This is a genomic window from Prevotella sp. P4-67, from assembly GCF_002251325.1.
In the GTDB taxonomy this organism is placed as follows: Bacteria; Bacteroidota; Bacteroidia; order Bacteroidales; family Bacteroidaceae; genus Prevotella.
On sequence record NZ_NPJL01000004.1, the window covers coordinates 1 to 26131 of the forward strand.

At 52.5% G+C, this 26131-nt stretch carries 25 protein-coding genes and 1 pseudogene; 8 read left to right on the forward strand and 18 right to left on the reverse strand.

The genetic code is table 11. The features are described 5' to 3' along the window. Positions 1 to 236 precede the first annotated feature (236 nt). The 4 genes from CIK92_RS00200 to CIK92_RS00215 form a co-directional block, all read right to left on the reverse strand. Positions 237 to 1244 carry a HipA domain-containing protein gene (locus CIK92_RS00200; protein ID WP_094387754.1) on the reverse strand — a complete coding sequence of 336 codons (1008 nt, stop codon included), beginning with the start codon at positions 1242 to 1244 and terminating at the stop codon, positions 237 to 239. Between the two features lie 2 nt (positions 1245 to 1246). Beyond that, the gene (locus tag CIK92_RS00205; RefSeq protein ID WP_094387755.1) at positions 1247 to 1555 is read right to left on the reverse strand and encodes a HipA N-terminal domain-containing protein; all 309 of its coding nucleotides are present in this window, start codon (positions 1553 to 1555) and stop codon (positions 1247 to 1249) included. Next, the gene (locus CIK92_RS00210; RefSeq protein WP_094387771.1) at positions 1542 to 1763 is read right to left on the reverse strand and encodes a helix-turn-helix domain-containing protein; all 222 of its coding nucleotides are present in this window, start codon (positions 1761 to 1763) and stop codon (positions 1542 to 1544) included. The genes CIK92_RS00205 and CIK92_RS00210 overlap by 14 nt, the downstream gene beginning before the upstream one ends. A 143-nt stretch (positions 1764 to 1906) precedes the next feature. Then, positions 1907 to 2089 (reverse strand): hypothetical protein, encoded by a 183-nt coding sequence (locus CIK92_RS00215; protein ID WP_216822207.1) that lies wholly within the window; start codon positions 2087 to 2089, stop codon positions 1907 to 1909. 47 nt (positions 2090 to 2136) lie between these two features. On the opposite strand from CIK92_RS00215, the gene CIK92_RS00220 reads away from it, so the two are divergent. From CIK92_RS00220 to CIK92_RS00230, 3 genes are read left to right on the forward strand one after another with little or no spacing between them, the layout of a single operon-like run. Continuing rightward, positions 2137 to 2838 carry a restriction endonuclease subunit S gene (locus CIK92_RS00220; protein ID WP_158214691.1) on the forward strand — a complete coding sequence of 234 codons (702 nt, stop codon included), beginning with the start codon at positions 2137 to 2139 and terminating at the stop codon, positions 2836 to 2838. A 15-nt stretch (positions 2839 to 2853) separates the two neighbouring features. Next, positions 2854 to 3252, forward strand: a complete 399-nt coding sequence (locus CIK92_RS00225; protein ID WP_144289274.1) for a hypothetical protein — start codon at positions 2854 to 2856, stop codon at positions 3250 to 3252. Between the two features lie 7 nt (positions 3253 to 3259). After that, positions 3260 to 6415, forward strand: a complete 3156-nt coding sequence (locus tag CIK92_RS00230; RefSeq protein ID WP_094387758.1) for a type I restriction endonuclease subunit R — start codon at positions 3260 to 3262, stop codon at positions 6413 to 6415. A 172-nt stretch (positions 6416 to 6587) separates the two neighbouring features. Here CIK92_RS00230 and tyrS read toward each other — a convergent pair. After that, positions 6588 to 7196: pseudogene (gene tyrS, locus CIK92_RS00235) on the reverse strand (tyrosine--tRNA ligase); the annotation flags it as partial. A gap of 264 nt (positions 7197 to 7460) precedes the next feature. Further along, positions 7461 to 8537, reverse strand: a complete 1077-nt coding sequence (locus CIK92_RS00240) for an endonuclease/exonuclease/phosphatase family protein (protein ID WP_094387759.1) — start codon at positions 8535 to 8537, stop codon at positions 7461 to 7463. 364 nt (positions 8538 to 8901) lie between these two features. Here CIK92_RS00240 and CIK92_RS00245 point away from each other — a divergent pair, with 364 nt between their 5' ends. Continuing rightward, positions 8902 to 10230, forward strand: a complete 1329-nt coding sequence (locus CIK92_RS00245; RefSeq protein ID WP_094387760.1) for an inositol-3-phosphate synthase — start codon at positions 8902 to 8904, stop codon at positions 10228 to 10230. Positions 10231 to 10567: 337 nt separating this feature from the next. Here the strand turns inward: CIK92_RS00245 and CIK92_RS00250 are convergent, their stop codons facing one another. Together CIK92_RS00250 and CIK92_RS13875 are read right to left on the reverse strand one after the other, a co-directional pair. Beyond that, entirely contained in the window at positions 10568 to 11041 is a 474-nt protein-coding gene (locus CIK92_RS00250) for an N-acetyltransferase (protein WP_254045966.1), read from the reverse strand. Between the two features lie 126 nt (positions 11042 to 11167). Then, positions 11168 to 11329, reverse strand: a complete 162-nt coding sequence (locus CIK92_RS13875; RefSeq protein WP_173823781.1) for a hypothetical protein — start codon at positions 11327 to 11329, stop codon at positions 11168 to 11170. A gap of 368 nt (positions 11330 to 11697) precedes the next feature. On the opposite strand from CIK92_RS13875, the gene CIK92_RS00260 reads away from it, so the two are divergent. Both CIK92_RS00260 and CIK92_RS00265 read left to right on the forward strand, forming a co-directional pair. Beyond that, on the forward strand, positions 11698 to 12351 hold the full coding sequence (locus CIK92_RS00260) for a DUF4476 domain-containing protein (RefSeq protein WP_094387762.1): 654 nt from the start codon (positions 11698 to 11700) through the stop codon (positions 12349 to 12351). A 104-nt stretch (positions 12352 to 12455) separates the two neighbouring features. Continuing rightward, positions 12456 to 12824: a hypothetical protein gene (locus CIK92_RS00265; protein WP_094387763.1), complete on the forward strand. Its 369-nt coding sequence runs from the start codon at positions 12456 to 12458 to the stop codon at positions 12822 to 12824. A 203-nt stretch (positions 12825 to 13027) separates the two neighbouring features. Here CIK92_RS00265 and CIK92_RS14160 read toward each other — a convergent pair whose 3' ends face one another. Then, positions 13028 to 13153 (reverse strand): hypothetical protein, encoded by a 126-nt coding sequence (locus CIK92_RS14160; protein WP_256387321.1) that lies wholly within the window; start codon positions 13151 to 13153, stop codon positions 13028 to 13030. Between the two features lies 1 nt (position 13154). Between CIK92_RS14160 and CIK92_RS00270 the strand changes: the two genes are divergently transcribed. Next, positions 13155 to 15308 (forward strand): TonB-dependent receptor, encoded by a 2154-nt coding sequence (locus CIK92_RS00270; protein WP_094387764.1) that lies wholly within the window; start codon positions 13155 to 13157, stop codon positions 15306 to 15308. Positions 15309 to 15385: 77 nt separating this feature from the next. On the opposite strand, the gene CIK92_RS00275 is transcribed toward CIK92_RS00270, so the two are convergent. The 5 genes from CIK92_RS00275 to CIK92_RS00295 all read right to left on the reverse strand — a co-directional run bounded on the left by CIK92_RS00275 (position 15386) and on the right by CIK92_RS00295 (position 20650). Beyond that, complete coding sequence (locus CIK92_RS00275) at positions 15386 to 16624, reverse strand: ABC transporter permease (protein ID WP_094387765.1); 1239 nt, start codon at positions 16622 to 16624, stop codon at positions 15386 to 15388. A 53-nt stretch (positions 16625 to 16677) separates the two neighbouring features. Next, complete coding sequence (locus CIK92_RS00280; RefSeq protein ID WP_094387766.1) at positions 16678 to 17448, reverse strand: ABC transporter ATP-binding protein; 771 nt, start codon at positions 17446 to 17448, stop codon at positions 16678 to 16680. 37 nt (positions 17449 to 17485) lie between these two features. Continuing rightward, entirely contained in the window at positions 17486 to 18664 is a 1179-nt protein-coding gene (locus CIK92_RS00285; RefSeq protein ID WP_094387767.1) for an efflux RND transporter periplasmic adaptor subunit, read from the reverse strand. A gap of 61 nt (positions 18665 to 18725) precedes the next feature. After that, positions 18726 to 20060 carry a TolC family protein gene (locus CIK92_RS00290; RefSeq protein ID WP_094387772.1) on the reverse strand — a complete coding sequence of 445 codons (1335 nt, stop codon included), beginning with the start codon at positions 20058 to 20060 and terminating at the stop codon, positions 18726 to 18728. A gap of 140 nt (positions 20061 to 20200) precedes the next feature. Continuing rightward, a complete protein-coding gene (locus CIK92_RS00295; protein WP_094385529.1) occupies positions 20201 to 20650 on the reverse strand; it encodes a hypothetical protein in 450 nt (149 codons plus the stop codon). A gap of 406 nt (positions 20651 to 21056) precedes the next feature. Between CIK92_RS00295 and CIK92_RS00305 the strand changes: the two genes are divergently transcribed. Next, entirely contained in the window at positions 21057 to 21770 is a 714-nt protein-coding gene (locus tag CIK92_RS00305) for a hypothetical protein (RefSeq protein WP_144289275.1), read from the forward strand. A gap of 122 nt (positions 21771 to 21892) precedes the next feature. Here the strand turns inward: CIK92_RS00305 and CIK92_RS00310 are convergent, their stop codons facing one another. From CIK92_RS00310 to folP, 4 genes are all read right to left on the reverse strand, one after another. Beyond that, positions 21893 to 23095, reverse strand: a complete 1203-nt coding sequence (locus tag CIK92_RS00310; RefSeq protein ID WP_094387769.1) for an acetate kinase — start codon at positions 23093 to 23095, stop codon at positions 21893 to 21895. A 22-nt stretch (positions 23096 to 23117) separates the two neighbouring features. Then, on the reverse strand, positions 23118 to 24161 hold the full coding sequence (pta, locus tag CIK92_RS00315; RefSeq protein WP_094385523.1) for a phosphate acetyltransferase: 1044 nt from the start codon (positions 24159 to 24161) through the stop codon (positions 23118 to 23120). A 130-nt stretch (positions 24162 to 24291) separates the two neighbouring features. Beyond that, positions 24292 to 25065 (reverse strand): diadenylate cyclase CdaA, encoded by a 774-nt coding sequence (cdaA, locus tag CIK92_RS00320; RefSeq protein WP_022310698.1) that lies wholly within the window; start codon positions 25063 to 25065, stop codon positions 24292 to 24294. 1 nt (position 25066) lies between these two features. Then, positions 25067 to 25912, reverse strand: a complete 846-nt coding sequence (gene folP / locus CIK92_RS00325) for a dihydropteroate synthase (RefSeq protein ID WP_094387770.1) — start codon at positions 25910 to 25912, stop codon at positions 25067 to 25069. Positions 25913 to 26131 lie beyond the last annotated feature (219 nt).

A 26131-nucleotide genomic window follows, 5' to 3' on the forward strand; every position in this document is an offset into this window, starting at 1 on the left:
AGACAAGCACATCCTATATTTGGCTAGATCACTAAAAACACGACAATCATTCTTATCTATATGGGAAAAATTAAAGGATTTCTCTTTGCCGTACGACACAGAGAAATCCTAATGACCGATTTGGGATAAATGCCCAAATGAATTACTGATAACAAGTAGTCATTCGGACATTCTTATGTAAATCTTGGAAAAATGTATAAAAAGAGGCAAAAACACCTTGGAAAAGTGTAATCGCATCATTTAAATCCCAACGTTGCACGTCGATAGTTGTACGAAAGCCAGTAGCTGCGTTTTAATGGGTCTGACAGGAAGGAACGGTTGATCAATTCTTTGGCCAACGGATGTTCCTTAGCAAAGAAATCCAATTCCCGTTTCACCAATCTTACAGTCATACCAATGCGATGACCAAACTCCTCGAAGTCCTTACGGGCAACACTTCTTGTATCGGATAGTTGCATGCCTTCTTTGAACAATCCTTTATCAAGAGCGAAGATGCGTGGCATGCTTAAATGTAGACTGGTATTGATGAGGTCGTAGGCAGGGGTGAGGTGGTATTCTCCGTCACCTCGGTTGATGAGTGAGAAATTTTTCAGATGCGCGTCATCGTTGAGGGTAAGATAGTTGAAGACAACGATGCGGAAGAACTTTAGGATTTCAACGGGAGCAGCCTTGACGTATTTGCGGATGATGTCGGCACACTCCTCGTAGCTCAAATTACTATATTTGTAATCACTGCCACCATTGGCATTGGTAAGTCCTGCCAGCGAGGCGAAATCTTCCTGACTGTACTTCTGTCCATCTGGTCCGACATCGAAACGTCGGCAAAGATAGGCTGCTTCACCATCTTGGAAAAAACAAATGCCATTAGCGGCAGTCTCAATGTGATAGACTTGAGAAGCCAACTGCATCGTCAGATGTTCATTGGCTGGACAATACTTGCGGTCAAGCAAAGCATAGGATGAAGGAGCCGGTTTCAAGATGTATGTTCCACGTTCACCTTCGACTGGCTTTACCAAATGTCCCTCACTATCCAGCACCAAACTCGCCTTGGGCTGAACGCCAGAAAGCGAGATTCGTCCTACATTCTTCAGATAGGCTTCATTGTCGGCACTGTCATTGTTGGGGCTGTCAAAATCCAACACATGAAAAACCTCCTTCCCGTCAAACAATAGTTTTCGGGCTACAGGAGAATAGGTGGTAAAGCCTTCCTGCAAGGTGGAAGGGCAAACATTGACCTCTATCATATTCACATCGGTTTAATGGTTACGGCTCCGATGGTATCGTGCCCTGCTGTTGCAAGCATGATACCAAAATCATCGTTTTCATCGATATGATGCAACATGGATTGCACCTGGCGATTGGAGCCTTCAGACAACATGTTATAAAAATAAGGAAAGAGATGGTTGGAACGGTAAGGCTCTTTTCTTACGGGCATTGCCAAGCAAACTGGCTCGCCGTGGTAGTCCTTACCATAAGTGAACACATATTCCCTGGCATCCGTCTCTTGCAATATGCCAGCCTCCATGTCATGAACATAAACCTTACACTGTCTCATAGTCAAGTTGCTTGATGTTAATGTCTATTTGCAGACCCAAAGTATCGAGTATTGTGAGCAAGGTGGCGAGCTGAGGATTACCCTCGCCTCGTTCAATCGCTACAACGGTATTAACAGCTACACTAGCCAGGTCAGCCAATGTTTGTTGGTTGATACCCAATTTTTTCCGCCTTTCCTTGATGACATTCCCTATTTCCTGCTGTGTCATAATCTCAATATATTGCGATTTCGGTGCAAAGATAAGCAATTCTTTTCAAACAAAGACGCAAATTCTCAATAAAATGCGATTTTGGGTATAATTTACTATGAATTGCCATAAAAACATGTAAAAATCACAACGAATTGCGATTTTTATTGTTGTCCCATCATCTTCTTTAGCATTTCCTTCATCTGTTCAGGAGTAAGACTATCAATGTCGATAGGTTCTTCTTCCTTTTTGATGTTAAGCAACTTACTATTGTTACGGAATCGGATTTCAAGAGGATACATATCCTGATAGCCGCTTGTCACATCATTCCCTTGTGAGTGCCCCATACTTTCAGAGATGTACAATCGCCAACATTCTCTCTCGCTACGACTCTTTGATAGAGAACTATCAGAAGCAGATAAAGCTATTGGAGGAAGCGGCGCAGCGGCTTTATAAGGAATGGTTCGTTGACCTCCACTTCCCCGGACACGAAAACACCAAGATTGTCGATGGCGTGCCAGAGGGATGGGAGAAGAAGCCTGTTAAAACAATTATAGAATTGCAAAGTGGTTATGCCTTCAAGAGTTCTGCATTTATGGAAGATGGCATATACAAAATCGTGACAATCAAAAATGTAAAGGATGGTGCATTTGACGGAGAAAATGTTAGTAAAATAGCATCTATTCCGGAAAAGATGCCCAAACACTGTATCCTTGAAGATGGTGATATCCTGCTTTCACTTACTGGCAATGTTGGCAGAGTCTGCATTGTTAATGGCAAAAATTATTTACTGAACCAACGAGTTGCAAAACTCAAATCTGCATATAAAGCATATACATATTGTCTATTTAGAAGCAGGGATATGTTTATTGAGGTCAATAATTTGGCGAATGGAGCTGCTCAACAAAATGTGAGTCCAATAAGAATTGGTGAAATGAAGATTCTTATTCCTGAGAAGAAATGGTTGGATGATTTTGAAAGAACAGTTTCAAACTATATATTAGGTATTATTACTCTCCAATCTCAAATCCGCTTCCTAACCGAAGCGCGCGACCGTCTGCTTCCCAAACTGATGAGCGGCGAGATAGCAGTATAGACAAAATAAATAGATATGAATACTTACGAATTTATAACAATTACCATTGCAGTTCTCAGCATTATTGCCTCTGCGATATTGACCTTCTTTTCAATTAGGTCGAGCAATCAGTCTACCAAACTATTGACAAGAGTGATGCGAGAAAACAGTCGAATGACTAGCAGTGAACATCTTTCACTGTATCGAATAGAAGCATTTTACAATGCTGTGGCTATCAGAAATTTGGAGTTTGAAATCAAAGTTATTCAAGACAAATTACAAACAACTACCAATGACCATAAAGAATTGGAGATAAAGTTGAAACAATTGCAAATGAATCATCAATTCATGAAGATTCGAGAAACGCAACTTCTTCAAAACGATTTTTCGCTTCAAAAAGAATTAAGTGAACTTCATAAAGAGATAAAAGTATAGTTTCATTATGGCAAAAGACTATAGCGAAGATCAACTGATACAGAAATCGACAGCCGAGTTGCTGGAACAAGAACTTGGTTGGAAATCTGTGTATGCTTTCGACAATGAGGTGCTTGGCGAACAAGGAACACTTGGACGTAAGACTCAAAGCGAGGTGGTGCTGATGCGCCATCTCCGTATGGCTTTGAAACGTCTCAACCCTTGGATGACCGACAAGCAGTTGACGGAAGCCATCGAGCGCATGACCAGCTACATGAGCTCGCAGACGCTGATGCAGATCAACGAGGAGAAGTATGGTTATTTGCGTGATGGTGTGCCTGTCACTCGCCTGAAACCTAATGGCGAGACAGAACAGGTACGTGCCCGCGTCATGGATTTTGCCAATGTCGATAACAACGAGTTTATTGCCGTTAGAGAACTTTGGATAAAGGGACCTATCCACAAGCGTAGGACAGATGTGGTGTGCTTCGTGAATGGTATTCCGCTTATATTCATCGAACTGAAGAATCATGACCAGGACATACAGAATGCTTATACCGACAACTATCGCGACTACCTTGATACCATCCCTCACCTGTTCCACCACAATGCCATGATCATGCTTAGCAATGGCATGGAGAGCCGTGTGGGTACGGTAGGGTCAAAGTGGGAGTTCTTTCATGAGTGGAAACGACTGACGGAATTGGACCATGGCAACATCGAACTGCCAACGATGCTCCGCGGCATCTGCAAGAAGGAGAACCTGCTGGATTTGCTTGAAAACTTTATTCTCTTCGACCATAGCGGTGGTTCGACGGTGAAGATTCTGGCACGTAACCACCAATACCTCGGGGTGAACCAAGCAGTGGAAATGTATCGCCATCGTGAGGCGATGAAAGGTAAACTGGGTGTGTTCTGGCACACCCAAGGCTCTGGCAAGAGTTATTCGATGGTATTCCTGGCTCAGAAGATAAGACGTAAGTTTGAAGGCTCACCAACGATAGTTGTACTGACCGACCGCGACGAATTGAACAAACAGATAAGTGACACCTTCGAGAATTGCGGACTGTTGGGCGGATTGAAAGCCAAGCAGTTCATCGCCCATAGCGGTGATGACCTACGGCAGAAACTGCAAGGCAACCCTTCGTTCATTTTCTCATTGATACAGAAGTTTAACAAGGCAGATGCCGAGCCTATCTATCCTGACCATGACATCATTGTGATGAGTGATGAAGCCCATCGTACCCAGAATGGTGTCTTTGCCGACAACCTCATGCACATGCTGCCAACGGCAAACCGTATCGGCTTCACTGGTACACCTTTGCTCAGGGATGACAATATCACAGCACGTACCTTCGGGCAGTATGTTTCGGTCTATGACTTCAAGCGTGCCGTGGAGGATAAAGCAACCGTGCCTCTTTATTACGAGAATCGTGGTGAGAAGCTACAGGAACTGAAGAATCCGGAAATCAATGCAGAGATTGCTGCCAGATTGGATGAAGAGGACTTGGATCCTTCACAGCAAGCTAAACTAGAGCGTGAGTTTGCACAGGAAGTACATTTGTTGACCGCTGAGAAACGACTGCGAGTAGTGGCACAGGACTTTGTGCGCCATTATAGCGACTTGTGGACGAGTGGTAAGGCCATGATGGTAAGCTTCAACAAGGTAACTTGCGTCCGCATGTATAACTACGTGCAGGAGTATTGGCAAAAAGAGATAAAGGCTCTACGCAAACGTATTGAGCAAGATCCATGGCAACAGGAAGTTCAGGAGATGAAGCGTAAGCTGCAATGGATGGAAGAAACCGAAATGGCAGTTGTTGTATCGCAGGAGCAGAACGAGATACAGACATTCAAGAAATGGCGACTTGATATCACTCCACATCGTGAGAAGATGGAGAAAAGGGAGTTGGACAAGGAATTCAAGGATGCCGACGGCAAACTGCGGGTGGTCTTTGTCTGCGCCATGTGGCTGACAGGTTTTGACGTAAAAACGCTGTCATGCCTTTATATTGACAAACCCATGAAGGCGCACACCTTGATGCAGACCATAGCCCGTGCAAACCGTGTGGCAGAAGGTAAGTCGAATGGTCTTGTGATTGACTATATAGGTATTGTGAAAGCACTCCGCCAGGCGCTGGCTGACTATACAGCTAATCCTGATGGCGGAGACGGCGGCAACGACCCTACAGTCAATAAGGAAGAACTGATAAAGAATGTTTGGGAAATCATTGCGACAGCGGAAACATTCCTGCATGAAAAAGGTTTTGAATTGCAGGAACTCATTGAGGCCATGTCGTTTGAGAAGCTATCCTTTCTGAAGAAGGCAGCAAACCAACTTTGTGATAAGATTGAAACCCGTAAGTCGTTCTGCACATTTGCGACTACCTTGCTCAAACTTTGGAAATATCTCGATCGTGAAGATATAACCGAAGATATGCGCAAAAAGAAAGATGCTCTGGAAGCCATCTACAAGGAATTACAGAAAAAGCGTAAGCACGCGGACATCACAGACCTGAGTGTAGCAATCAATGATATTGTCAATGAACATCTTGAAATAGATTCCAATGCTATGATGGCTGCTGATGGTAGTGGTCGGAGGTTTGACATCAGCGGCATCGACTTCGATTTATTGCGAAGAGAGTTTGCCAGGCGTGAAGACAAGAACCTCGTACTAAGAGACATTCAAGACCTGCTTCAAGAACGTCTGGCCCGTCTGCTGGCAGATAATCCATCAAGAATCAACTTCTACGAGAAGTACCAAGAGATTATTCAGGCATATAACCAAGAGCAGAATCGCGCAACGATAGAGAAAACCTTCGAAGAGTTGATGCATCTGTCTCAATCTCTCAGCGAAGAAGAGAAGCGTTATGTACGAGAAGGATTCAAGAGTGATGAAGAGCTCTCGCTCTATGACCTCCTATTGAAAGACAATCTGTCAAAGACCGAAGTCAAAAAGCTGAAGGATGTAGCCATAGAGTTGCTTGCTAAAATAAAGGAACAGTTGGCAGGAATGGATCATCCATTTGACAAGCCAACGACTCGTGCTACTCTTATCATTACCATACGTGATGTTTTGTGGCAGGAACTTCCAGAGAGTTATAGCGAAGAAAGTATAAACTACTACCGAGATACCATTTACAACTATGTTAGTCAAAAATATGGTGGTGTGGCATATAACTAAGAATGGACGAAAATGAATCGACTCGTTATCATAGGAAACGGTTTTGACATGGCTCATGGTCTCAAAACCTAAAAAAATCCAAAATCTGTGCAACGGCGTGCACGGATTTTGGATTTGTATGCGTGTCAGGACAGGATGATGCCTGCCCTGTGTCGAGGCAGATATTCGGATGTCACACAACGGTGATCAGATAATAGTTTTTCTTGCCACGCTGTACGAGCAGGTACTTGCCGTCGATGAGGTCATCGGCTGTGACCATCTGGTCGAATGTGGCAAGTTTCTCCTTGTTCAGCGATACGCCACCGCCCTGTACGAGCTTGCGCATCTCACCCTTGCTTGCGAACACTTTGGCCTCGTCGCAGGTAAAGATTTCCACGGCAGGCTGGTTCAGTTTGTCTTTGGACAGCGTGAAGTGCGGAACGCCGGCGAAAACATCGAGCAGCGTGGCTTCGTCGAGTTGGCGCAATTGCTCGTTGGTGGCTTTGCCGAAGAGGATATTGGATGCAGCCATTGCCATCTCGAGGTCTTCGTGCGAGTGAACCATCGTGGTCACTTCCTCGGCCAGACGCTTCTGCAGTACACGGCGACCGGGATCCTGACGATGCTCTGCCACCAATGCCTCGATTGTTTCGCGGTCGAGCGAGGTAAATATCTTGATATACTTCTCGGCATCATCATCACTGACGTTGAGCCAGAACTGATAGAAGGCATAGGGAGTGGTACGGTTGCGGTCAAGCCATACGTTTCCGCTTTCGGTCTTGCCGAACTTCTTGCCATCGGCCAGACGGTGTATCATGTCGATGGCGTGGTTGCGGTTGCGCGGTTCGGGCAGACAGTCGCCGTTGAATATCACGAAGTCATAGTCCTCGTCCTTGGCCAGCTCTCTCAGCCTGCCGTAGGTCTTGCTCTGGTCGTGCAGGTCGTTGAAGACGAGGCAGCCGAAGTCGCCGTCATCGCCAGGAGTGCGGAACGAGTAGAACCTCGTGCGCAGCGTGTCGCCGCCGAAGTGGTTGGCATAGGCGCTCTTGTGCAGGATTTCCTGCACTCACACGCGGTAGTAGTAGCGGGTGCCGGGCTGCAGATGGTCGAGCTTTATGTTGTTTTCGATGTCATAGCACACCTCCTGGCCGTCCATCAGAGCGCGAGCCCTACGGGTGTTGAGCGTGTCGGTGCCGTATTCTATCCAGCAGTGGCCCACGCAGTTGGTCTGGAACATCACGTTCATCGATGTCCTTGTAGCCAGTTGCAGATAGGGCTGTGCGGTGAGCAGCTGCGCTGTGGGCGTGGGCAGTACGATGTCGGCGTAGATGGGGCGGTGGTCCGACGCCTGCGTGTTGACCACCTGCGCATTGAGCGTCACCGCTGGTTCGCCCACATAGGGGCGGTAGTTGGCCCACTCGTCGTCGGCTCCCGGCCGCTTCACGTCGCCATAGCTCTTGTATGCGGCGATATAGTCCAGACAGGCTTGCGGAGAGTCTGCGGGCCACGACTTGGCGTTCTTGCTGCAGATATGGAAGTCTTTCTCCAGCTCGCCGATGAATGTAGACCCTGGCTCGGCGTTCATGTCGCCGGCTATGATGAAGGGCTTGCGGCTCGCCCGTGCCATCTCTGTGATGATGGCGAGCGACGCCATGCGGTCTTCCTCGGTCAGCGACAGGTGGGTGGCGGCAAACACGTAGTCCTTGAACTCTGCCACGATGATGGCGCGTGCTTCCTCGCGTCCGGGCAGTGCCCTACGCTCTATCCGCAGCGGACGCTGTCGCGAGAGGATGCCTATGCCGTATCGGCCGCCGTCGAAGTCTATGGCCGCGGCATACGAGGCATAGTAGCGCATCGCGTCGGCTATCTCGCCCAGGGCATAGGTGTGACCCGTGCGGCGTGTCATGCTGTCCACCTCCTGCACCGCCACCACGTCGGCATTGATTTTCTCGAGCACCCGGGCTGTGCGCAGATAGTCCAGGCGCCCGTCCATACCCATACCGTGCTGTATGTTGTACGACGCCACCCTCAGCCGGTTTTTCCCGGTCGGGGTCTGTGCTTTGGTGGCTATGGTTGTAGACACAATGGTAGCGAGCAGCGCCAGTACGGCGCTTCTCATCAGGGCGAGGGTTGTGGTCTTCATCTCTTTTATTGCTTATGTAGTAAGTTATTTGTAGACTGCAAAGTTCGCAATAAATCGCAAAAAGAGCAAGAGTAAAGCCATAAATCCTTTGTTTTTCATGACAAATCGTGGTTCCGCCTCTGTCTCTGCCGCCTTGTCGTCCGCCCGAGTGGGGGCTGTCTGTGTGCCCGTTGCCAGTGATAGTTGGCTGACGGGTAGTCCTGAACTCGCAAAAAATGTGAAAAACAGCCACGTTTTTCATAAAAAACACATCCGAGGCATTGCCCTTCACCCAACTTTCTCTACATTTGCAGCGAGTGTATTATGAATTATCGTGCAGCGCCAGCCCTTATGGCTGCTCTGCGGTGTAACTTAATTGTGTAGTATGAGAAAAACCAATGTTCTCCCAGCCGATGGCAAGTTGGGAATTATGCTTGTAGGTTGTGGCGCCGTGTCCACCACCTTCATGACAGGTGTGTTTATGACCCGCCGAGGTCTCGCCAAGCCCATAGGGTCGATGACCCAGTACGACCGGATACGCGTGGGACGCGGCTCCGACAGCCAGTATCTCCATTATTCAGACATCGTGCCGCTGGCGCAGCTCGACGACATCGTCTTCGGCACCTGGGATGTCTATCCCCAGAATGCCTTCCAGGCAGCCATGTATGCCCAGGTGCTCCAGGAGAAGGACATCCTGCCCGTGCGCGACGAGTTGGAGCAGGTGGTGCCCATGCCGGCAGCCTTTGACCGCAACTATGCCAAGCGGCTCGATGGCGACAATGTCAAGCCATGCCACACGCGATGGGAGATGGTCGAGGCGCTGCGTCAGGACATACGCGACTTCAAGCGCAAGCATGGCTGTGCGCGCATCGTGGTGCTCTGGGCGGCTTCCACCGAAATCTATGTGCCTGTCGACATGCAGGTGCATGGCACCCTCGAAGCCCTTGAGGCTGCCATGAAGGCCGACGACCGCCAGTACATCGCTCCCTCTATGTGCTACGCCTATGCAGCGCTGGCAGAGGGTGCCCCCTTCATCATGGGCGCCCCCAATACCACGGTCGACATACCCGCCATGTGGCAGCTGGCTGAGCAGACCCACATGCCCATTGCCGGCAAGGATTTCAAGACCGGACAGACGCTCGTCAAGAGTGGCTTTGCGCCTATCATCGGTACGCGCTGCCTCGGACTGAGTGGCTGGTTCTCGACCAACATCCTCGGCAACCGCGACGGACTGGTGCTCGACGAGCCCGCCAACTTCCACACCAAGGAGGTGAGCAAGCTCTCTACCCTCGAGACCATCCTCAAGCCCACCGACCAGCCCGACCTCTACGGACATGGCAACGACGAGGACACGCAGTATTATCACAAGGTGCGTATCAACTACTATCCGCCGCGCAATGACAACAAGGAGGGATGGGACAATATAGATATATTCGGATGGATGGGTTATCCCATGCAGATCAAGATCAACTTCCTCTGCCGCGACTCCATCCTCGCCGCTCCGCTGTTGCTCGACCTGGCGCTGCTGAGCGACCTCGCCGCCCGTGCCGGACGCTATGGCATCCAGCGCTTCCTGAGTTTCTTCCTCAAAGCGCCCATGCACGACTATACCCGTGGCGAAGAGCCCGTCAACAACCTCTACCAGCAGCACACCATGCTCAAGAACGCCATCCGGGAGATGGGTGGCTACGAGGCTGACGAAGAGCTCGACTAACCCACGCCCCTCTACATATTTCTATCCTGTAGACAGGACTCCCGAACAAACGGCAGCGCCCAGTGCGTTGCCGTTTGCTTTTTGCAAGGCTGTCGCTACGCCCATAGTCCATGCTTCTTCTTAAGTAGGAGTCGAAGCGGTAATGGTCAGGGTTGTGGTGGGTTGCGTCTCCATTGACGAGAACTCGATGCACATGATACATAGGTGGAAATAGGTATAAAATAATTTTAGGCAGTAACGCATCCGTATGGATTTCATTACTGCCTACAATGTAGTGATGCCCTTGAGTAGTCTTTCTTTCGGTGCGCCCGATGGGGGCAATGTCTTTACCTTATTATTATGTACGTAGATAAATCAAATCAAAATACATGAGCCGCGTTCTCATAGGTTCTACAGGAGCGGTTGGCTCATGGCCCTTGTTATGTAAGAATACCCATTCTTCCTCATCAGAGGAGAACAGAAACTTGAAACCGTTTCGCTGATAATAGTCAAATACCTTGGGATGGTTGACGGCATCTACGATGACATAACGGCATCCCGTTTTATTTAATGGGTCGATAAACCATGATTTGATGAAGTCTAACAACTCGTCTCCAATATGATGGCCACTAAACAAGTCGCTTACAGCCAATTGGCCGACCAATACAGCGGGATATTGGGGACTGCGCTTGGCATTGGGTATCTTTCTATTTAGTTTGTTTCTAAGGCCAGAAGGAAGAGAAGCAACCTTTACACTTGAATTGGCGACTGTGAAAGCACAGACGATTTCAGATGTGTCCGGTTTGACAAAGCAATATGATTTTCCTAACAACTGATAGGTGTAGTCGGCATAGTCATGGGTGAGAACTCTGTAATGTCAGCATCCTTACAAGTGAAGCCATTGCATTGCTGCAAGACTTCCTCTGTAAGTTCCATGAAATCACATCGTTCTAACATGTTAAATATACAGTTTAGAACGCTTTAATATAGCTCGGGCTTTGGCTAACTGTTTGGAGAAGTCAATGGAGCCACGCTTTTGCAATGCCTCATCAGCAGCTTCAACGAAGCGAGCTGCAGCCTCATCATGAAGGACAGGTATTGTCTTTAATTCTATTGCCATTATCTTCTTGTTTATAACGTTACACACTTCATCAATTTGCAAAAATATGATTCTATTTCCATATTACCAAGGCTTTTGTCAACTTTTTGATAATCATGCGGCCTACCACCATGACCAATAACATCGCCGCTATTGAGTCAGTAGCGGCTTGGAGGCAGATGATAGTTCCACCTCTCTTGCAGCGGCGACCGTCAGCGCCAGGTTGACTTCGCTGCTTGGTGCCGCTGGCGGCAGCGGGTCAATCCCTCTGCATCTTTAGGGAATTCCCCCGCCACCTTTAGGGATTATGTCTCGGCTGCTGCGTGCAGATGTGCTAACTTTGCAGGCATAAGATAGATACAATCACATCCATAAACACATAGAGACCCATGAAGAGAAATGAATGGTTGGCGCTAATCGCCACAACACTGATGATGCTGGCAGTATGCCAGTCTGCACTCGCCAAGAACAGCAAGACCGTAGAGCGCGGGATGACCAAACAGCAGGTAGAGGCCATACTCGGCAAGCCCAAGTTGACCAGCTTCGATGCCTCGGGCGACCGATGGGAATACCGCAGCGGCGTATCGCTCTCGGGCAATGTACGTAGAACCCTCATAGGCTTTGACCTCAGCGGACGCGTAGTCTCCTACGACTCGCAGCTGGTGCCCGTCTATGAGAGCGGGGCGCCAGGCAGCCGCGAGCCCCGTCGCGGTGGCGAGGTGGGGTGCCCCATAGTGCCCGACTACTACGACGCCAGCCTCGACGAATCCTCGTTTGGCATACTGCGGGGCAAGATACAGCGTGCGGGCTTTGACTCTACCAAGTACGACCTGATAGAGGTGGCGTGTCTGGGCTGCTGCTTCACCTGCCAGCAGACCGCCGAACTGATGAAGCTCTTCTCCTTCAGCGACGAGCGGCTCAAGGTGCTCGGACTGATGGCGTCGCGCATCGTGGATGTGCAGAACGCTGCCACCATCTACCGCCTCTTCACCTTCGACAGCGACAAGGACAAGGCTGCCGACATCATCAGCTGCAGTCGATAGACCGCCGACGGCGGCGTGGGCATCTGCAAAAAAAGATTAACAGTAGATAGAAATCAGGAGATTTGCCTTTGACTTAGGCAGCAAATGATTAACTTTGCAGTCGTATGCAGGATACCAATTACAAGCGTCTGCGCTCTTCATGGCTGCTGCTGTTGGTCTATGTGCCCATGCTGCTGGCCGTCACGCTGCACCGCCATGATGGCGTGCAGGAGGCCGATGCTGCCTTCTACTGTGAAGACTGCGCCCGCAATGTACATCACGACGGCCACCTGGTGGCTTTCCAGCCCGCCCTGCATGCCTGTGTGCTCTGCCAGTTGCAGAGTATACCCTATCTTCCACCACTCCTGCTCACGTGCGCGGTCATTGCCGTGCCGTTCTGCATGTTGCGCCGTGTGGCCGCAGCCCCCTGTATGCGCCGCGCCCACGCCGCCAGCCCAGCCCGAGCACCTCCTTATTATGTCTCTGGACTGTAACAGCCGTTGCAGCCATTTTTTCCCAGCCTTTCGTGGTCGTCTATAGCGGTCGCGGCGCATTGTCTTGCCTGTTGTCGGAGTCATCTCTGGCGGCGCCGCAAGCCCTGCTGCCGGTTCGTGACGGATGATACGTGGACGCGTGCCTTATGTTACGAACTCACGTGCCTTACGAAACGAGCCCACGTATCAAATGATACGAGCCGCTATCCATGACCACGGCGCCACCCCAGACCATCACAGATGATGACCACCGCAGCAGCGGCGGGGCACGACAGGCATGCCCGCGCCCTGGCGCAACGGTCGTCGATACACATAATAAGTAGAAACAAAATGAACACAATACAGACAACGATATGGCTGACCGCCCTGTGCGCGTCGGCCACAGCCCCGGCTATGGCTATAAACGAGCCGCAAGACACTACACGCCATCTGCCCCTGACCGAGACCACCGTGAAGCTCGGCGAGGTGGTGGTGACCGGGCTCACCGGCAGCCAGCGACTCAGCCAGTCGCCCGCTCCCGTAACCCTCATCTCGCCCCGCCAGCTGGCCATGCAGCCCGCCACCAACATCATCGACGCCATAGCCCGCCAGCCCGGCGTGGCGCAGATTACCACCGGCAGCGGTATCTCCAAACCGGTGATACGCGGACTGGGCTACAACCGCGTGGTGGTGGTCGACGACGGCATCAGGCAGGAGGGCCAGCAGTGGGGCGACGAGCACGGCGTGGAGATAGACCCTCACTCGGTACACTCGGTAGAGATACTCAAGGGGCCTGCCAGCCTCATGTATGGTTCTGACGCTATGGCGGGCGTCATCATCTTCCATCGCTCACCCGTGCCGATGGCTGGCGACATGAGCGCCAATGTCGCCACTGGCTATCAGACCAACAGCGGGCTGCTGGACTACTCGCTCGACTTTGCCGGACACAAGGGGGCTATGGTGTGGGACACGCGCTACAGCGGCAAGATGGCCCATGCCTACAAGAACGCCTATGACGGCTATGTCTACGGGTCGTCCCTGCGCGAGCAGTCGTTAAGCCAGCTGCTCGGATGCAACTACCGCCAGGGCCACACGCATCTCACGCTGAGCTACTATCACCTCACGCCCGGCATCGTGGAGGGCGAGCGCGACCCGCACACTGGCGCGCTGGAGGTGCCTCAAGGCTACGACCCCAAGAGCTATGGCAAGCCCATGCCGTATCAGCAGATACACCACTACAAGGCGGTGGCAGACAACTCATGGATGGTGGGCGAGGGCAACATAAGGCTGCTCCTGGGCTACCAGCACAACCGCCGGCAGGAGTTTGAGGACGAGGAGCATCCCCAGGAGTGTGGCCTCGACTTCATGCTCCATACCGTCAACTACGATCTGCACTACCTCTCGCCCGAGAGGGGCGGATGGAAATTCTCTACGGGCATCAACGGCATGTGGCAACGGTCGCTCAACCGGGGAGAGGAGTTTCTGATACCCGCCTACAGGCTCTTCGACTACGGCGTGTTTGCCACGGTGAGCCGGGAGATGGGCCGCATCAGTCTGAGTGGCGGCGTGAGAGTGGACCACCGTCATCTGCACAGCGACGCCCTCGCCGATGCTGAGGCCGACGGGGGCTGGCGCTTCAAGGAACTCAGGCGCGGCTTCGACGGCGTGAGCGGCAGCGTGGGCATGGCCTATGAGGTGGCCGACGGACTGCAGCTCAAGCTCAATCTGGCACGTGGTTTCCGTGCGCCCAACATCAGCGAGCTCTCTGCCAACGGCGTGCACGAGGGCACGAGCCGATACGAACTGGGCAACCAGGCGCTGGGTGCGGAGCAGAGTTGGCAGATGGACCTCGGCATGACCTATTCGTCGACGCTGGTGTCGGCAGAGGTGGCGCTGTTTGCCAATAGCATAGACCACTATGTATACAGCCGGCGTATGGCCGACGCTCAGCAGCGCCCCGTGGTCATCGACGGCACGCCTGTCTACCAGTTTAGCTCGGGCGACGCCCGCATCCTGGGCGGCGAGGTGAGTGTCGACGTGCACCCCGTGGAGCGCCTGCACATCGGCAACGCCTTCTCTTATGTCAACTCGGTGCAGCTGCATCAGCCGGCAGAGTCGCGGTATCTGCCGTTTACCCCTGCGCCGCGCTGGAGAGCCGATGTGAGATACGAGTTGATATGCAATAGCCGCTGGGTAGACCACCTCTATGTCAAGGTCGAGGCCGACTGCAATCTGCGGCAGAACCACTGCTATACCGCCAACGACACCGAGACTCCCACACCGTCGTATACGCTGCTCAATCTCTATGCCGGTGCCGACATCAAGAGCCGTGGGCGGCGCATCTGCACCCTCGCCCTCGCGGGCGAGAACCTCACCGACCGTGTCTACCAGAACCATCTGAGCCGGTTGAAGTATCTCGACACCAACCCCCTGACCGGGCGCCGCGGCGTCTACAATATGGGTCGCAACGTGTGTCTGAAACTCATGGTACCGATAGTCCTATAACCACCAAAAAAGCAGCGCCAGTGACGGCGCTGCTTTTTTTAGCTCTGAGAGTGATGGCTCCCGTGGTGAGGGTGACATTATTCGTAGCGTATGGCCTCGATGGGGTCGAGACGGGCTGCCTTCTTGGCGGGATACCAGCCGAAGAAGACGCCGGTGAGGGTGCATACGGCGAAGCTCATGATGATGCTCCACGGCTCTATCTGCGTGGCGATGTGGAGGAAGGTGTTGAGGCATAGCGAGAGGGTCACTCCCAGTATGACTCCGATGATGCCTCCTGTCACCGAAAGGAGTATGGCCTCGATGAGAAACTGGTTGAGGATGTCGATGCCTCGGGCGCCCACACTCATGCGGAGTCCTATCTCGCGGGTGCGCTCGGTGACCGAGACATACATGATGTTCATGATGCCGATGCCGCCCACGAGCAGCGAGATGCCGGCGACGCTGCCCAGGAGGATGGTGATGGTAGACATGGTGGAGTTCATCATGCTCGAGATTTCCTCCTGCGAGCGTATGTTGAAGTCGTCATCGTCGGCCTCGGTGGTGTCGGTGGCATCCTTGAGCTTGTGGTTGCGGCGCAGGATGTCGGTAATCTGGTTCTGGGCGGGCTCGGACGCCTCTTCGGTGATGGCCGAGCAGACGATGCCTCCGAGGTAGGTCTGGGCCATGATGCGCTTCATGACGGTGGTGTAGGGGGCAAGCACCAGGTCGTCCTGGTCCATTCCCATGCTGTTGTAGCCTTTCTTCTGCAGTACCCCAACGACGCGGAAGGGGATGCTGTTGAAGCGGACTACCTTGCCGATGGGGTCGCTGCCATCGGGGAAGAGGTAATCGACCACTGTCTGGCCGAGGATGCAGACCTTGGCTGCCGCCTTGATATCGGCGTCGGTGAACATCTCACCGTCGGCGACCTTGAGCTGGCGTATACTGAGGTAGTCCTGATTGACGCCGTAGATGGAGCTTTGGGTATTGTTGTTGCCGTAAATCCACTGCCCCGCGCTGTTGACCGTGGGCGAGATGGCGCTGATGTAGTTGCAGTCTTCCTTGATGCTCTCGTAGTCGGCCTGCTTGAGCGTCTCCATGGATGAGGCATCCTGTCTCACGCCGCCCCTCATGTCGGCTCCGGGCGATATCATAATCATGTTGCTGCCCATCTCGGCGATGTTGGCCTTGATGCTGGCCTTGCTGCCCTGACCTATGGCGAGCATGGTGATGACGGCGGCGATGCCGATGATGATGCCCAGGGTGGTGAGGAAGGAGCGCATCTTGTTGGCGCCTATGGCGCGCAGGGCTATCTTGAATAGATTCTGATAATTCATATCCTTCTGTTTGGTGTGTGATGGTCTTGTTGTGGGTGAGTGTCACCTGGGGGCTACTCGTCGGTGGACATAGGCAGCGCAGCCAGCCCCTCGGCGGCAGAGAGTATGTGCTCGTTGGGGGTGTCGCTGATGATGTGGCCGTCGCGCAGCTCGATGTTGCGGCTCGAGTAGCGGGCGATGTCGGGGTTGTGGGTCACGAAGATGATGGTGCGCCCCTCGGCGTAGAGCTTCTGGAAGAGCACGAGTATCTCGAAGCTGGTGCGCGTGTCGAGGTTGCCCGTGGCTTCGTCGGCGAGGATTACGGCGGGGTTGTTGATCAGCGCGCGGGCTATGGCTACGCGCTGCATCTGTCCGCCCGACATCTGGTTGCTCTTGTGGTAGAGTCGCTCGCCCAGTCCTACGGCCTCGAGGGCGGCGATGGCACGCTCCTTGCGCTCGTCGGCACCCATAGCGGGGTTGTACATGAGCGGCAGCTCGACATTCTCCACGCTGGTGGTCTTGGGGAGCAGGTTGTAGTTCTGGAAGATGAACCCTATCTTGCGGTTGCGCAGGATGGCGCGGTCGTTGCGGCTCATGGTGCGCACGCTCACACCGTCGAGGTAGTATTCGCCGCTCGACGGCGTGTCGAGGCAGCCAAGCTGGTTGAGCAGGGTGGACTTGCCCGAGCCCGACTTGCCCATGATGGTGACAAACTCGCCCTCGTAGATCTTGAAGCTCACTCCCTTGAGGGCGTGCACAGTCTCGTCGCCCACCTGGAAGTCGCGGCGCACGTGGTCGAGTTCTATCACGACTCGGCGGTTGTCGTTGTTGGTTGTATCAGCCATAATAGTCCTTTCTGTATATGGTTATCCTGTCCTTGGCTTACTTCTTCTTTCTTGGGCCGGGGCCTGAGATGAGTCCCTGGCTCTGCTGCGGAGCCTCGTCGGCATCGGGGGTGTTGACCACAATCTCGGTCACAATCCTGTCGCCCTGCTTCAGACCCTTGGTGATTTCGGTGTTCATGCCGTCGGTCTGGCCGATGGTGACGGGGTGGGCGGTGAGCACCTTGTCGCTGAGCGTCCATACCTTGTTCTTGCCCTTGCAGTCGACAATCTTCATGTCCTTGCCCACGGTCTCCTTGGTGGGAGTGAAGCGGAGAGCCTTGTTGGGCACAGCGAGAACTCCGGCGCGCTCCTGGGTGAAGATGGTGACGTTGGCGGTGAGTCCGGGCTTGAGCTTGAGGTCGGCGTTGGGGGCAGAGATGACCACCTCGTAGGTCACCACATTGTTGGTGGTGGTAGGCTCGAGTCTCACCTGCTTGACCTCGCCCTCGAAGGTATCGTCGGGGTAGGCGTCGACGGTGAAGGTGACGCGGTCGCCCTCCTTGACGCCGCCTATGTCGGCCTCATCGACATTGGCTACCACCTGCATATTGGTCAGGTCCTTGGCGATGGTGAAGAGCTCGGGGGTGTTGAAGCTGGCAGCCACGGTCTGGCCTTCCTCCACGCTCTTGGAAATCACGGTGCCGTCGATGGGCGAGGTGATGGTGGCGTAACCCAGATTGGTCTGCGCTCTCTGTACGCTCTCTCTCGACGAGGCTGTCTGCTCCTTGGCCTGACGGTAGGTGAGCATTGCGTTCTCGTACTCATCGGCGCTCACCAGTCCCTTCTTGAAGAGCGTCTGGTAGCGTTCCATGTTGGCGGTCTGGTACTTGAGGGTGCTCTGGGCACTGGCGAGGTTGGCTTTGGCGATGTTGAGTTCGCTCATGAGATTGGTCTTGTCGAGCTCGGCAATCACCTGTCCCTTCTTGACCTGAGTATTGTAGTCTACATAGAGCTTGCTGACGATGCCGCTCACCTGCGTACCCACGGTGACAGAGGTTACAGCCTCGATGGTGCCCGTGGCGGTCACGCTGTTCTGCAGCGTCTTCAGCGCCACTTGGTCTTGCTTGAAGTTGATTTCCTCCTTCTCCTTGCCGCCGGAGAGTGCCCAGGCAGCAATGCTGATGACTGCCACCACGATGACGGCAATCCAGATTTTGCTGATTCTCAGTTTCTTCATAATCGTGTATGTCTATTTGTTGTTGTGCGTTGTGATGTCAATAAGCGTTGGCAAGACGGCTCTAAAGGCGTCCGTCTCTGTAGAACTTGAGCATATTGACGTTGAGGATGGTGAGATATTTGGCCTGGAGCTCGTTCTGCTTGGCTGCGAGCAGATTGTCTTTGCCAGTGCGCAGCTCGACGATGTTCTTGAGGCCCAGCCTGAACTGCTCGCTCAACAGGTTGTAGCTGGTCTGGGCACTCTCGCTGCTGGCTTTGGCTGCCTTGTATTGGCTCTGGTTGGTTGACGCCTGTAACCAGTAGTTCTCGATGGTCGAATAGAGTGATGTCTGCTCGTTTTTGAGGTCAAGCTGGATGCTCTCGCGCTGTATAATCGCCTTGTTGACCTGTGTCTTGGTGGTGCGGTTCTCGAAGAGTGGGATGCTGATGCCTATGCCGGCGCCCATGTTGAAGTTGGTCTTCAGCTGGCGGGCCAGGGCGTTGTCGTTCATCGATGTGTTGTTGGTCGAGATGCCTGCGTTGGCGCTGATGGTGGGCAGCTTGCCAGCCTTGGCAATCTTGATGCTCAGCTCGTTTTGTGCCAGCTGGTTCTGGTAAGTCTTGAATTCGGGGCGGCTGTCGAGAGCGGCGGCGTAGACACCGTTGAGCGCAGGGATGGCGTCGAGTGCCATGTCATCGGTAGTGGCGGGGGTGGCGATGTCGAATTCCTCGTCGCTGGTAATCTGCAGGAGTTCCTTGAGCTGGCGCTTGAAGTTCTTCACGTTGCTCTGCGCCTGCACCACGTTGTACTCGTCCTGCGCGCGCTGGGCAGTGAGCTGGGCGAGGTCGGCTTGGCTCATCTTGCCGATGCTCACCATCTCCTTGCCGCGCTCTTCGTTCTGTCTGCTCGAGGCACAGCTCTCCTCGTTTACCCTGACGGCTTCGGTGGAGTAGAGTATCTGCACATAGAGTTGGGCTATCTGTTCCTGCAACTTCAGTGCCTGCGTGGCTGAGTCGAGTTGGGCTGCCTCTGTAGCGAGCTTGTTGAGCTTGACTTGATTATGATTTTTGTTGCCGTTCCAGAGGGTGTAGTTGCCCGAGACCGAGTAAGTGCCGTTGTAGTAGACCTTGTCGACGCTGGCTCTGGAGAAACCGTCGCCGCTGATACCGCTGGCCATCCAGGGCGTGTAGTTGACATTGTGGCTGGTACTGGCGCTGAGCGAGGGGAGCAACGCGGCTTTGGACTGGAGGTAGTCCTCGTTGGCGCTGGCCTTGGCGAGCCGCGTCTTCTGAAGCGCGATGTTGTTGGCAAGGGCATAGTCGATGCAGTCCTTGAGCGTCCACTCTTTAGCGTGGGTCACCGCAGGCGCCGTCACAAGGAGCAACGCCACCATGAATAGTTTGAAGTTCCTGTTCATAATCATCTTGCTGTTTCTTTTTACCTTTATTTTGGCTGGTTTTGTTATTATATTGATGATTTTGATGGAAAAAAGTTTATTATCGGGCTTGATTGTTAACAACTTTTGTGATTACTGTGCCCGAGAGTAACTATCCAGCGTTAGGACCATGGCAAGTCTTCAAGCCCCGAATAAGGCTTGAATGGTGTTTTGTCGTGTTTCTTTGCTGTTTCGATAATTGAATGTAATTCGAGAAAAGCGTCTGCTCCTAAACCGATGCGGAATGTACAGGAGTTTTTCAGTTTGATTTTCAACTTGCGTATTCCGTGTTCACTTCCGTTATTCCCTGATGGTATTAGTGGGTCTTCAAGAAAGTTGAAGATGTGGTCACGGCACTTTATCAATCCCTTTTTGAATGTCTCAAACTTTTTGCCGAGGTTGCCGATATTTATTTTAAGCAGATAGTCCAAACGTTCTGTCCACGATGCCTTGGGGATTATTGCGGAAGGGTTCGAGTTCCTTTCATGTATGGCTTTACGGAACAAGTCGACTATCTTGTCTGACCAAATTTTATTAGTTATGTTTTTGTTAATCAGCTCGCTTATTTTCAAACGATTATGTGATTATTGATAATATGTTGATTTTTTAACACAAAATATTTGCTCATTATCAGAAAAATCCATTAAATTTGCGACATATCATAAGCTCATTGATAACATCACCATTGTCAAACCCCTAAAAAAGAAAAGCATGAAAAAGTTTATTCTTTACAGCATTCCATTCTTTTTTATTAATGTGATGCTTTTGTTTTCCTGTAGCGAGAACGCTAACGATATGCTAACAACTGCCAAGGCCTCGTCTGTCACCACCTATGTAGAGGAGAACGTATCGCTCGATTATACCGAATTGGGCAAACTCCCCGAAGTATAATAATTATTGGAAATACCCTGTTAGTGATTATTCGACTTGTGATTTATACGAACAATTTATAAAAAACAAACCTCAATGCTGATAATTATGAAAAAAATTACGATTTTGATAAGCATGTTGCTGATGGCACTATGCTGGGCTTATGGGCAGAATCATGTCCCTGGTTATATGCCACATACTAAGCGTGGAGAATTGCCGCCCGCATGGATTAAGAACAAGGTGACCGATGCACAGTATGACTCGTTGGCTATGCTGTCTAAGTATTATTGGGTGAATTATGACTACTTCAAGCAACGCAATCTTACAAAGGAACGCATCAGCACCTATGTAAGCGGCATAAAGAGATTGCTATCTGAAGAGAACTTGAAGCAGATAAAGCAACTGAAGGACGCCCCCAACTATTACGATTCTTATCCTGAGACTGCGTTTCTAAAGCCCTTTATGGTGTCGCCCAATGCCGATGGATCTAAGCAGATGAAGTATATCGTCTATTCGGAAATAGATGGTTATGATGCCCATGTGATGGTCGAGGTTCGGGTAAATAAAAACAAGAATGGCAATATTGTTTTCTCGAATTTCAGGTTGATTCCTTATAGTGTATCTGGACTAAAGGTGGAGATTGATAATATGAATTTCAAATCAGAGAACCGTCCAAGTTACCCAATAGTATATGAAGGAGTCTATGATATGCAGTCGCTTGTGTCCGCATTTAGTATATGTGGCTTGCTCAAGTATGAAGATGCCAAGGGATATAATCATACCGAACTGGCGCAGCGGTCATTCTATCTGTTAACCGAGTAATTGGCAGATAATTTGGATAAAACGAGGAGAGCCATCCGCCTCAGCCTATAGGTTGAACGGATTGCTCTCCTTTTGGTGTATGCAGCACCATGATGGTGCCATGTGTTGCTTGCGAGTCTTTTTTACTTGGCCTTAGACACCAGCTCTACGGTGTCGCGTGCGATAACGATTTCCTCGTCGGTAGGAATCATAACCACCTTGACCTTGGAGTCGTCGGCAGAGAGAACCTGCTCGACGCCGCGGCAGTGGTTGCGCTCCTTGTCCATCTTGACGCCAAGGTACTCCAGGCCAGAGCAAGAGTCCCAACGCACACCTTCCTGGTTCTCGCCGACGCCGGCGGTCCACACGATGATGTCGACGCCATTCATGGCAGCAGCGTAGGCACCGATATACTTCTTGATGCGATAGTTGTACATCTGGAGGGCCAGGTGGGCACGCTCGTCGCCAGCCTTGTCGGCAGCCTCTACCTCGCGCATGTCAGAGCTGAGTCCGGTGATGCCGGCCACGCCACTCTCCTTGTTCAGGAACTCTGCCATCTCCTGGGGAGTCTTGCCCAGCTTCTCCATGAGATAGGTTACGGCAGAGGGGTCGATGTCGCCCGAGCGCGACCCCATCATCACACCAGCCAATGGGGTCAGACCCATAGAGGTGTCGATTACCTTGCCATACTGAACGGCTGCAATCGAGGCGCCGTTGCCGATGTGGCAGGTGATGATACGCTGCTTCTTGATATCCACACCCAGGTACTCGCACACGCGCTGAGAAACATAGCGGTGGCTGGTTCCGTGGAAGCCATAGCGGCGCACGTGGTACTTCTCGTACAGCTCGTAGGGCACGGCGTAGAGATAAGCGTAGGCGGGCATAGTCGAATGGAAGGCGTTGTCGAAGACAGTCACCTGGGGAGTATGGGGCATGAGCGCGTCGACGGCACGGATGCCACGCAGATGGCCTGCATTGTGAACGGGAGCCAGGTCGCAGAGGCTCTCGATACCGTCCTCTACTTCCTTGGTTACGATGCAGCTCTTCTCAAAGAGGTCGCCACCCTGCACGATGCGGTGACCTACGGCGTCAATCTGGTCGAGGCTCTTCAGCGCACCATACTTAGGGTCGAGCAGCAGGCTGAATACAAACTTCACGCCTTCCTTGTGGTCGGGCATGTCGTGCATTACCTTTTCCTTGCTGCCGTCTTTGAGTGTCACTTTCACGAAGGCGTTGTCCAAGCCTATACGCTCGGCGCCACCCTGTGCCAGCACGCTCTCGTCGTCCATGTTGTACAGCTTGTACTTGATGGAGCTGCTGCCACAGTTCAATACTAATACTATCATTGTCTGTTTCTTGTTTTAACGGTTATGCTTTCTTGGCGTCCTGTGCCTGGCAGGCAGTGATGGCGACCATGTAGTAGATGTCGTCGACCGAGCAGCCGCGGCTGAGGTCATTGACGGGGCGTGCGATACCCTGGAGGATGGGGCCGATGGCGATGGCTCCGCCCAGACGCTGTACCAGCTTGTAGCCGATGTTGCCTACCTCGAGGTTGGGCACTACCAGCACGTTGGCCTTGCCGGCGATGTCAGAATCCTTGGCCTTCTTCTCTGCCACAGCGGGCACGAGGGCGGCGTCGGCCTGCAGCTCGCCGTCTACCTTGAGTTCAGGATATTTGTCGTGGGCTATCTGTGTGGCCTCAATCACCTTGTCTATGATGTAGACGCTCTTGCCGGTAGCCTTGTCCTTGGCATCCTTGGCGCTGCCCTTGGTCGAGAAGCTCAGCATAGCCACGCGGGGCTCTTCGATGCCAGCCACGCTGTGGGCGGTCTGGGCTGTGGTGTAGGCTATCTGGGCCAGCTGGTCGGCAGTGGGGTTGGGGGTTACAGCCACGTCGCCCATGACTACTACGCCGTCCTTGCCATACTGCTTCTGGTCAGTGATGAGCAGCATAGCGCCACTCACGCATGAGATGCCGGGAGCGCACTTGATTATCTGCAGAGCTGGACGCAGTGTGTCGCCAGTGGTACTCAGTGCGCCGGAAATCTGACCGTCGGCGCCGTTGGTCTTGATGATCATACAACCGAGGTACAGGTTGTTCTTCACCAGTTCGCGAGCCTGCTCGATAGTCATGCCTTTGCTCTTGCGGAGTTCGGCGAGCAGAGCGGCGTATTCCTCGCTCTTGGGATTGTCAGATGGATTCACAATCGTAGCCTTGTCGATATTCTCCAAGCCCCACTCTTTGGCGAGCTTGTGGATGTTGGCAGGGTTGCCGATGAGAATGATGTCTGCGATGTCGTCAGCCAATACCTTGTCGGCTGCCTTAAGAGTGCGTTCCTCTTCAGCTTCAGGAAGCACGATGCGCTGCTTGTCTGCTTTGGCGCGCGCTACAATCTGTTGTAATAAATCCATAGTTATTCTATATCTATTCTTAACTTAGTTCCTTATGGTTTTAGCGGTTCACGTTAAGCCGCTGCAAAAGTAGTAATTTTTTTTGATAATCACCCCTTTGCACGCATCTATTTTTTCTTTGTCTCTGCCCTCAGCTTATCAGCTGCTGGGCGAGGATACTCTCGAGTTCCTCGGCAGAGAGTCTCAGTCTGAAAGTGCCGCGGATGGCCACGGCTATGCGGCCCGTCTCTTCGCTCACCACGATGGCTATGGCGTCAGAGCTCTGGGAGATGCCCATGGCGGCGCGATGGCGCAGACCGAGTTCCTTGGGGATGTCCATGTCGTGGCTCACGGGCAGGATGCAGCCCGCAGCCTGGATGCGGCGGTGGGCGATAATCATGGCACCGTCGTGCAGCGGCGAGTTCTTGAAGAAGATGTTTTCGATGAGCCGCTGGTTGATGTTGGCATTGATTACATCGCCCGTCTCCATGATATCGGTCAGCGGGGTGGTGCGCTCGATGACGATAAGTGCGCCCACCTTGCCGCGCGACAGGTTCATGCATGCCATCACGATGGGCATGATGGCCTCCTTGTCCTCATCCTCCTTCTTGGTGGCGGTGTAGAACAGGCGGAAGATGTTTTTGAACCGCTGATGGGCGCCCAGACTGTACAGAAACTTGCGTATCTCTTCCTGGAAGAGGATGAGCAGGGCCAGTACACCCACGCTTACCAGTTTGTCCATGATGGCTCCCAGCAGGCGCATCTCGAGTACATGGGTCACGAAGAGCCATAACACCACAAACACCATGATGCCGATGAACACATTGAGCGACCGGCTTTCCTTCATCAGCCGGTAGATGTTGTAGAGCAACAGCGCCACCAGCAGGATGTCGATTATGTCTTTTATGCCAAAATCAAAAAACACGTTATATAACTTCTTTGGTTAGTGATTGCTTCATTTTCTCTACCACCGCCACGGTCTGCACCGCCTCTGCCACATCGTGGACGCGCAGTATCGAGGCGCCGCGTTCCACCGCCAGTGCGTGGAGGGCTGTGGTGCCGGGCAGAGCTGTGGCGGGAGTGCCCCCGATGAGCTTCCATATCATCGACTTGCGCGATATGCCCACCAGAACGGGCAGATGGAGTGCCTGCAGTGCGGCCATGTCGGCCATGAGTTCATAGTTCTGCTCGAGGGTCTTGCCGAAGCAAAATCCCGGGTCGAGTATGATGTCCTTGGCGCCGCGGTCGCGCAGCTGCTGTATCTCTCCGGCAAAGGCTTTCATCATCTCCCTCAGCGTGGGCTTGACCGACATGAGAATGTAGGGGCACTTCAGTTCGCCCACTATGTCAAACATGTTTTCCGCTTCGTGTATCGGCGTGTTGACGATGCCCGTCAGACCGCCTTCGCTCACATCGTTGATGATGTCGGCACCCCAGTCGTTGATGCACCGACGGGCGAGTGCCGGACGGTAGGTGTCTACCGAGACCACGGCTTCGGGAACCTCGCGGCGCACGATGTTGAGAGCCCAGCGCAGTCGCCGTCCCTCTTCCTCTTCGCTCACTTCATAGGCACCCGGACGGGTCGAGAAGGCTCCGATGTCTATCATGCTGCCGCCCTGGGCCAGTATCTCCTCTGCGCGCATAGCTATCTCGCGCTCGGTCTGCTTGCGGCTGCCCTCGTAGAAGCTGTCGGGCGTCACATTGATTATTCCCATGACCTGCGGATGCGAAAGGTCCATAAGGCGTCCACGTATATTCAGCGTATATTCCATGTTATCTTAATATGTTACAAAGGTAGTGCAAACCGAAGAGAATACAAAATAAACTTGTTTATTTTTATTCTTGAGGTGCAGCCTGCCTTCACGGAGGGCACTGAAAAACTACCGTTATTTCCATTTTATCGGCGTGGTCAGGCGTCATTATCGGGCGTTTACGAGGCGTTCTGTCTACGATGTGTGGTGAGAGTAAAAAGCAAAAATCGTCCCCGAAAA

What these genes read in the sequence shown, in the direction of transcription:
- CIK92_RS00200 (WP_094387754.1), bottom strand. Translation starts at nt 1,244, where the DNA reads ATGATAGAGGTCAATGTTTGCCCTTCCACCTTGCAGGAAGGCTTTACC.
- CIK92_RS00205 (WP_094387755.1), bottom strand. Translation starts at nt 1,555, where the DNA reads ATGAGACAGTGTAAGGTTTATGTTCATGACATGGAGGCTGGCATATTG.
- CIK92_RS00210 (WP_094387771.1), bottom strand. Translation starts at nt 1,763, where the DNA reads ATGACACAGCAGGAAATAGGGAATGTCATCAAGGAAAGGCGGAAAAAA.
- CIK92_RS00215 (WP_216822207.1), bottom strand. Translation starts at nt 2,089, where the DNA reads ATGGGGCACTCACAAGGGAATGATGTGACAAGCGGCTATCAGGATATG.
- CIK92_RS00225 (WP_144289274.1), top strand. Translation starts at nt 2,854, where the DNA reads ATGAATACTTACGAATTTATAACAATTACCATTGCAGTTCTCAGCATT.
- CIK92_RS00230 (WP_094387758.1), top strand. Translation starts at nt 3,260, where the DNA reads ATGGCAAAAGACTATAGCGAAGATCAACTGATACAGAAATCGACAGCC.
- CIK92_RS00240 (WP_094387759.1), bottom strand. Translation starts at nt 8,537, where the DNA reads ATGAAGACCACAACCCTCGCCCTGATGAGAAGCGCCGTACTGGCGCTG.
- CIK92_RS00245 (WP_094387760.1), top strand. Translation starts at nt 8,902, where the DNA reads ATGAGAAAAACCAATGTTCTCCCAGCCGATGGCAAGTTGGGAATTATG.
- CIK92_RS13875 (WP_173823781.1), bottom strand. Translation starts at nt 11,329, where the DNA reads ATGGCAATAGAATTAAAGACAATACCTGTCCTTCATGATGAGGCTGCA.
- CIK92_RS00260 (WP_094387762.1), top strand. Translation starts at nt 11,698, where the DNA reads ATGAAGAGAAATGAATGGTTGGCGCTAATCGCCACAACACTGATGATG.
- CIK92_RS00265 (WP_094387763.1), top strand. Translation starts at nt 12,456, where the DNA reads ATGCAGGATACCAATTACAAGCGTCTGCGCTCTTCATGGCTGCTGCTG.
- CIK92_RS00270 (WP_094387764.1), top strand. Translation starts at nt 13,155, where the DNA reads ATGAACACAATACAGACAACGATATGGCTGACCGCCCTGTGCGCGTCG.
- CIK92_RS00275 (WP_094387765.1), bottom strand. Translation starts at nt 16,624, where the DNA reads ATGAATTATCAGAATCTATTCAAGATAGCCCTGCGCGCCATAGGCGCC.
- CIK92_RS00280 (WP_094387766.1), bottom strand. Translation starts at nt 17,448, where the DNA reads ATGGCTGATACAACCAACAACGACAACCGCCGAGTCGTGATAGAACTC.
- CIK92_RS00285 (WP_094387767.1), bottom strand. Translation starts at nt 18,664, where the DNA reads ATGAAGAAACTGAGAATCAGCAAAATCTGGATTGCCGTCATCGTGGTG.
- CIK92_RS00290 (WP_094387772.1), bottom strand. Translation starts at nt 20,060, where the DNA reads ATGAACAGGAACTTCAAACTATTCATGGTGGCGTTGCTCCTTGTGACG.
- CIK92_RS00305 (WP_144289275.1), top strand. Translation starts at nt 21,057, where the DNA reads ATGAAAAAAATTACGATTTTGATAAGCATGTTGCTGATGGCACTATGC.
- CIK92_RS00310 (WP_094387769.1), bottom strand. Translation starts at nt 23,095, where the DNA reads ATGATAGTATTAGTATTGAACTGTGGCAGCAGCTCCATCAAGTACAAG.
- pta (WP_094385523.1), bottom strand. Translation starts at nt 24,161, where the DNA reads ATGGATTTATTACAACAGATTGTAGCGCGCGCCAAAGCAGACAAGCAG.
- folP (WP_094387770.1), bottom strand. Translation starts at nt 25,912, where the DNA reads ATGGAATATACGCTGAATATACGTGGACGCCTTATGGACCTTTCGCAT.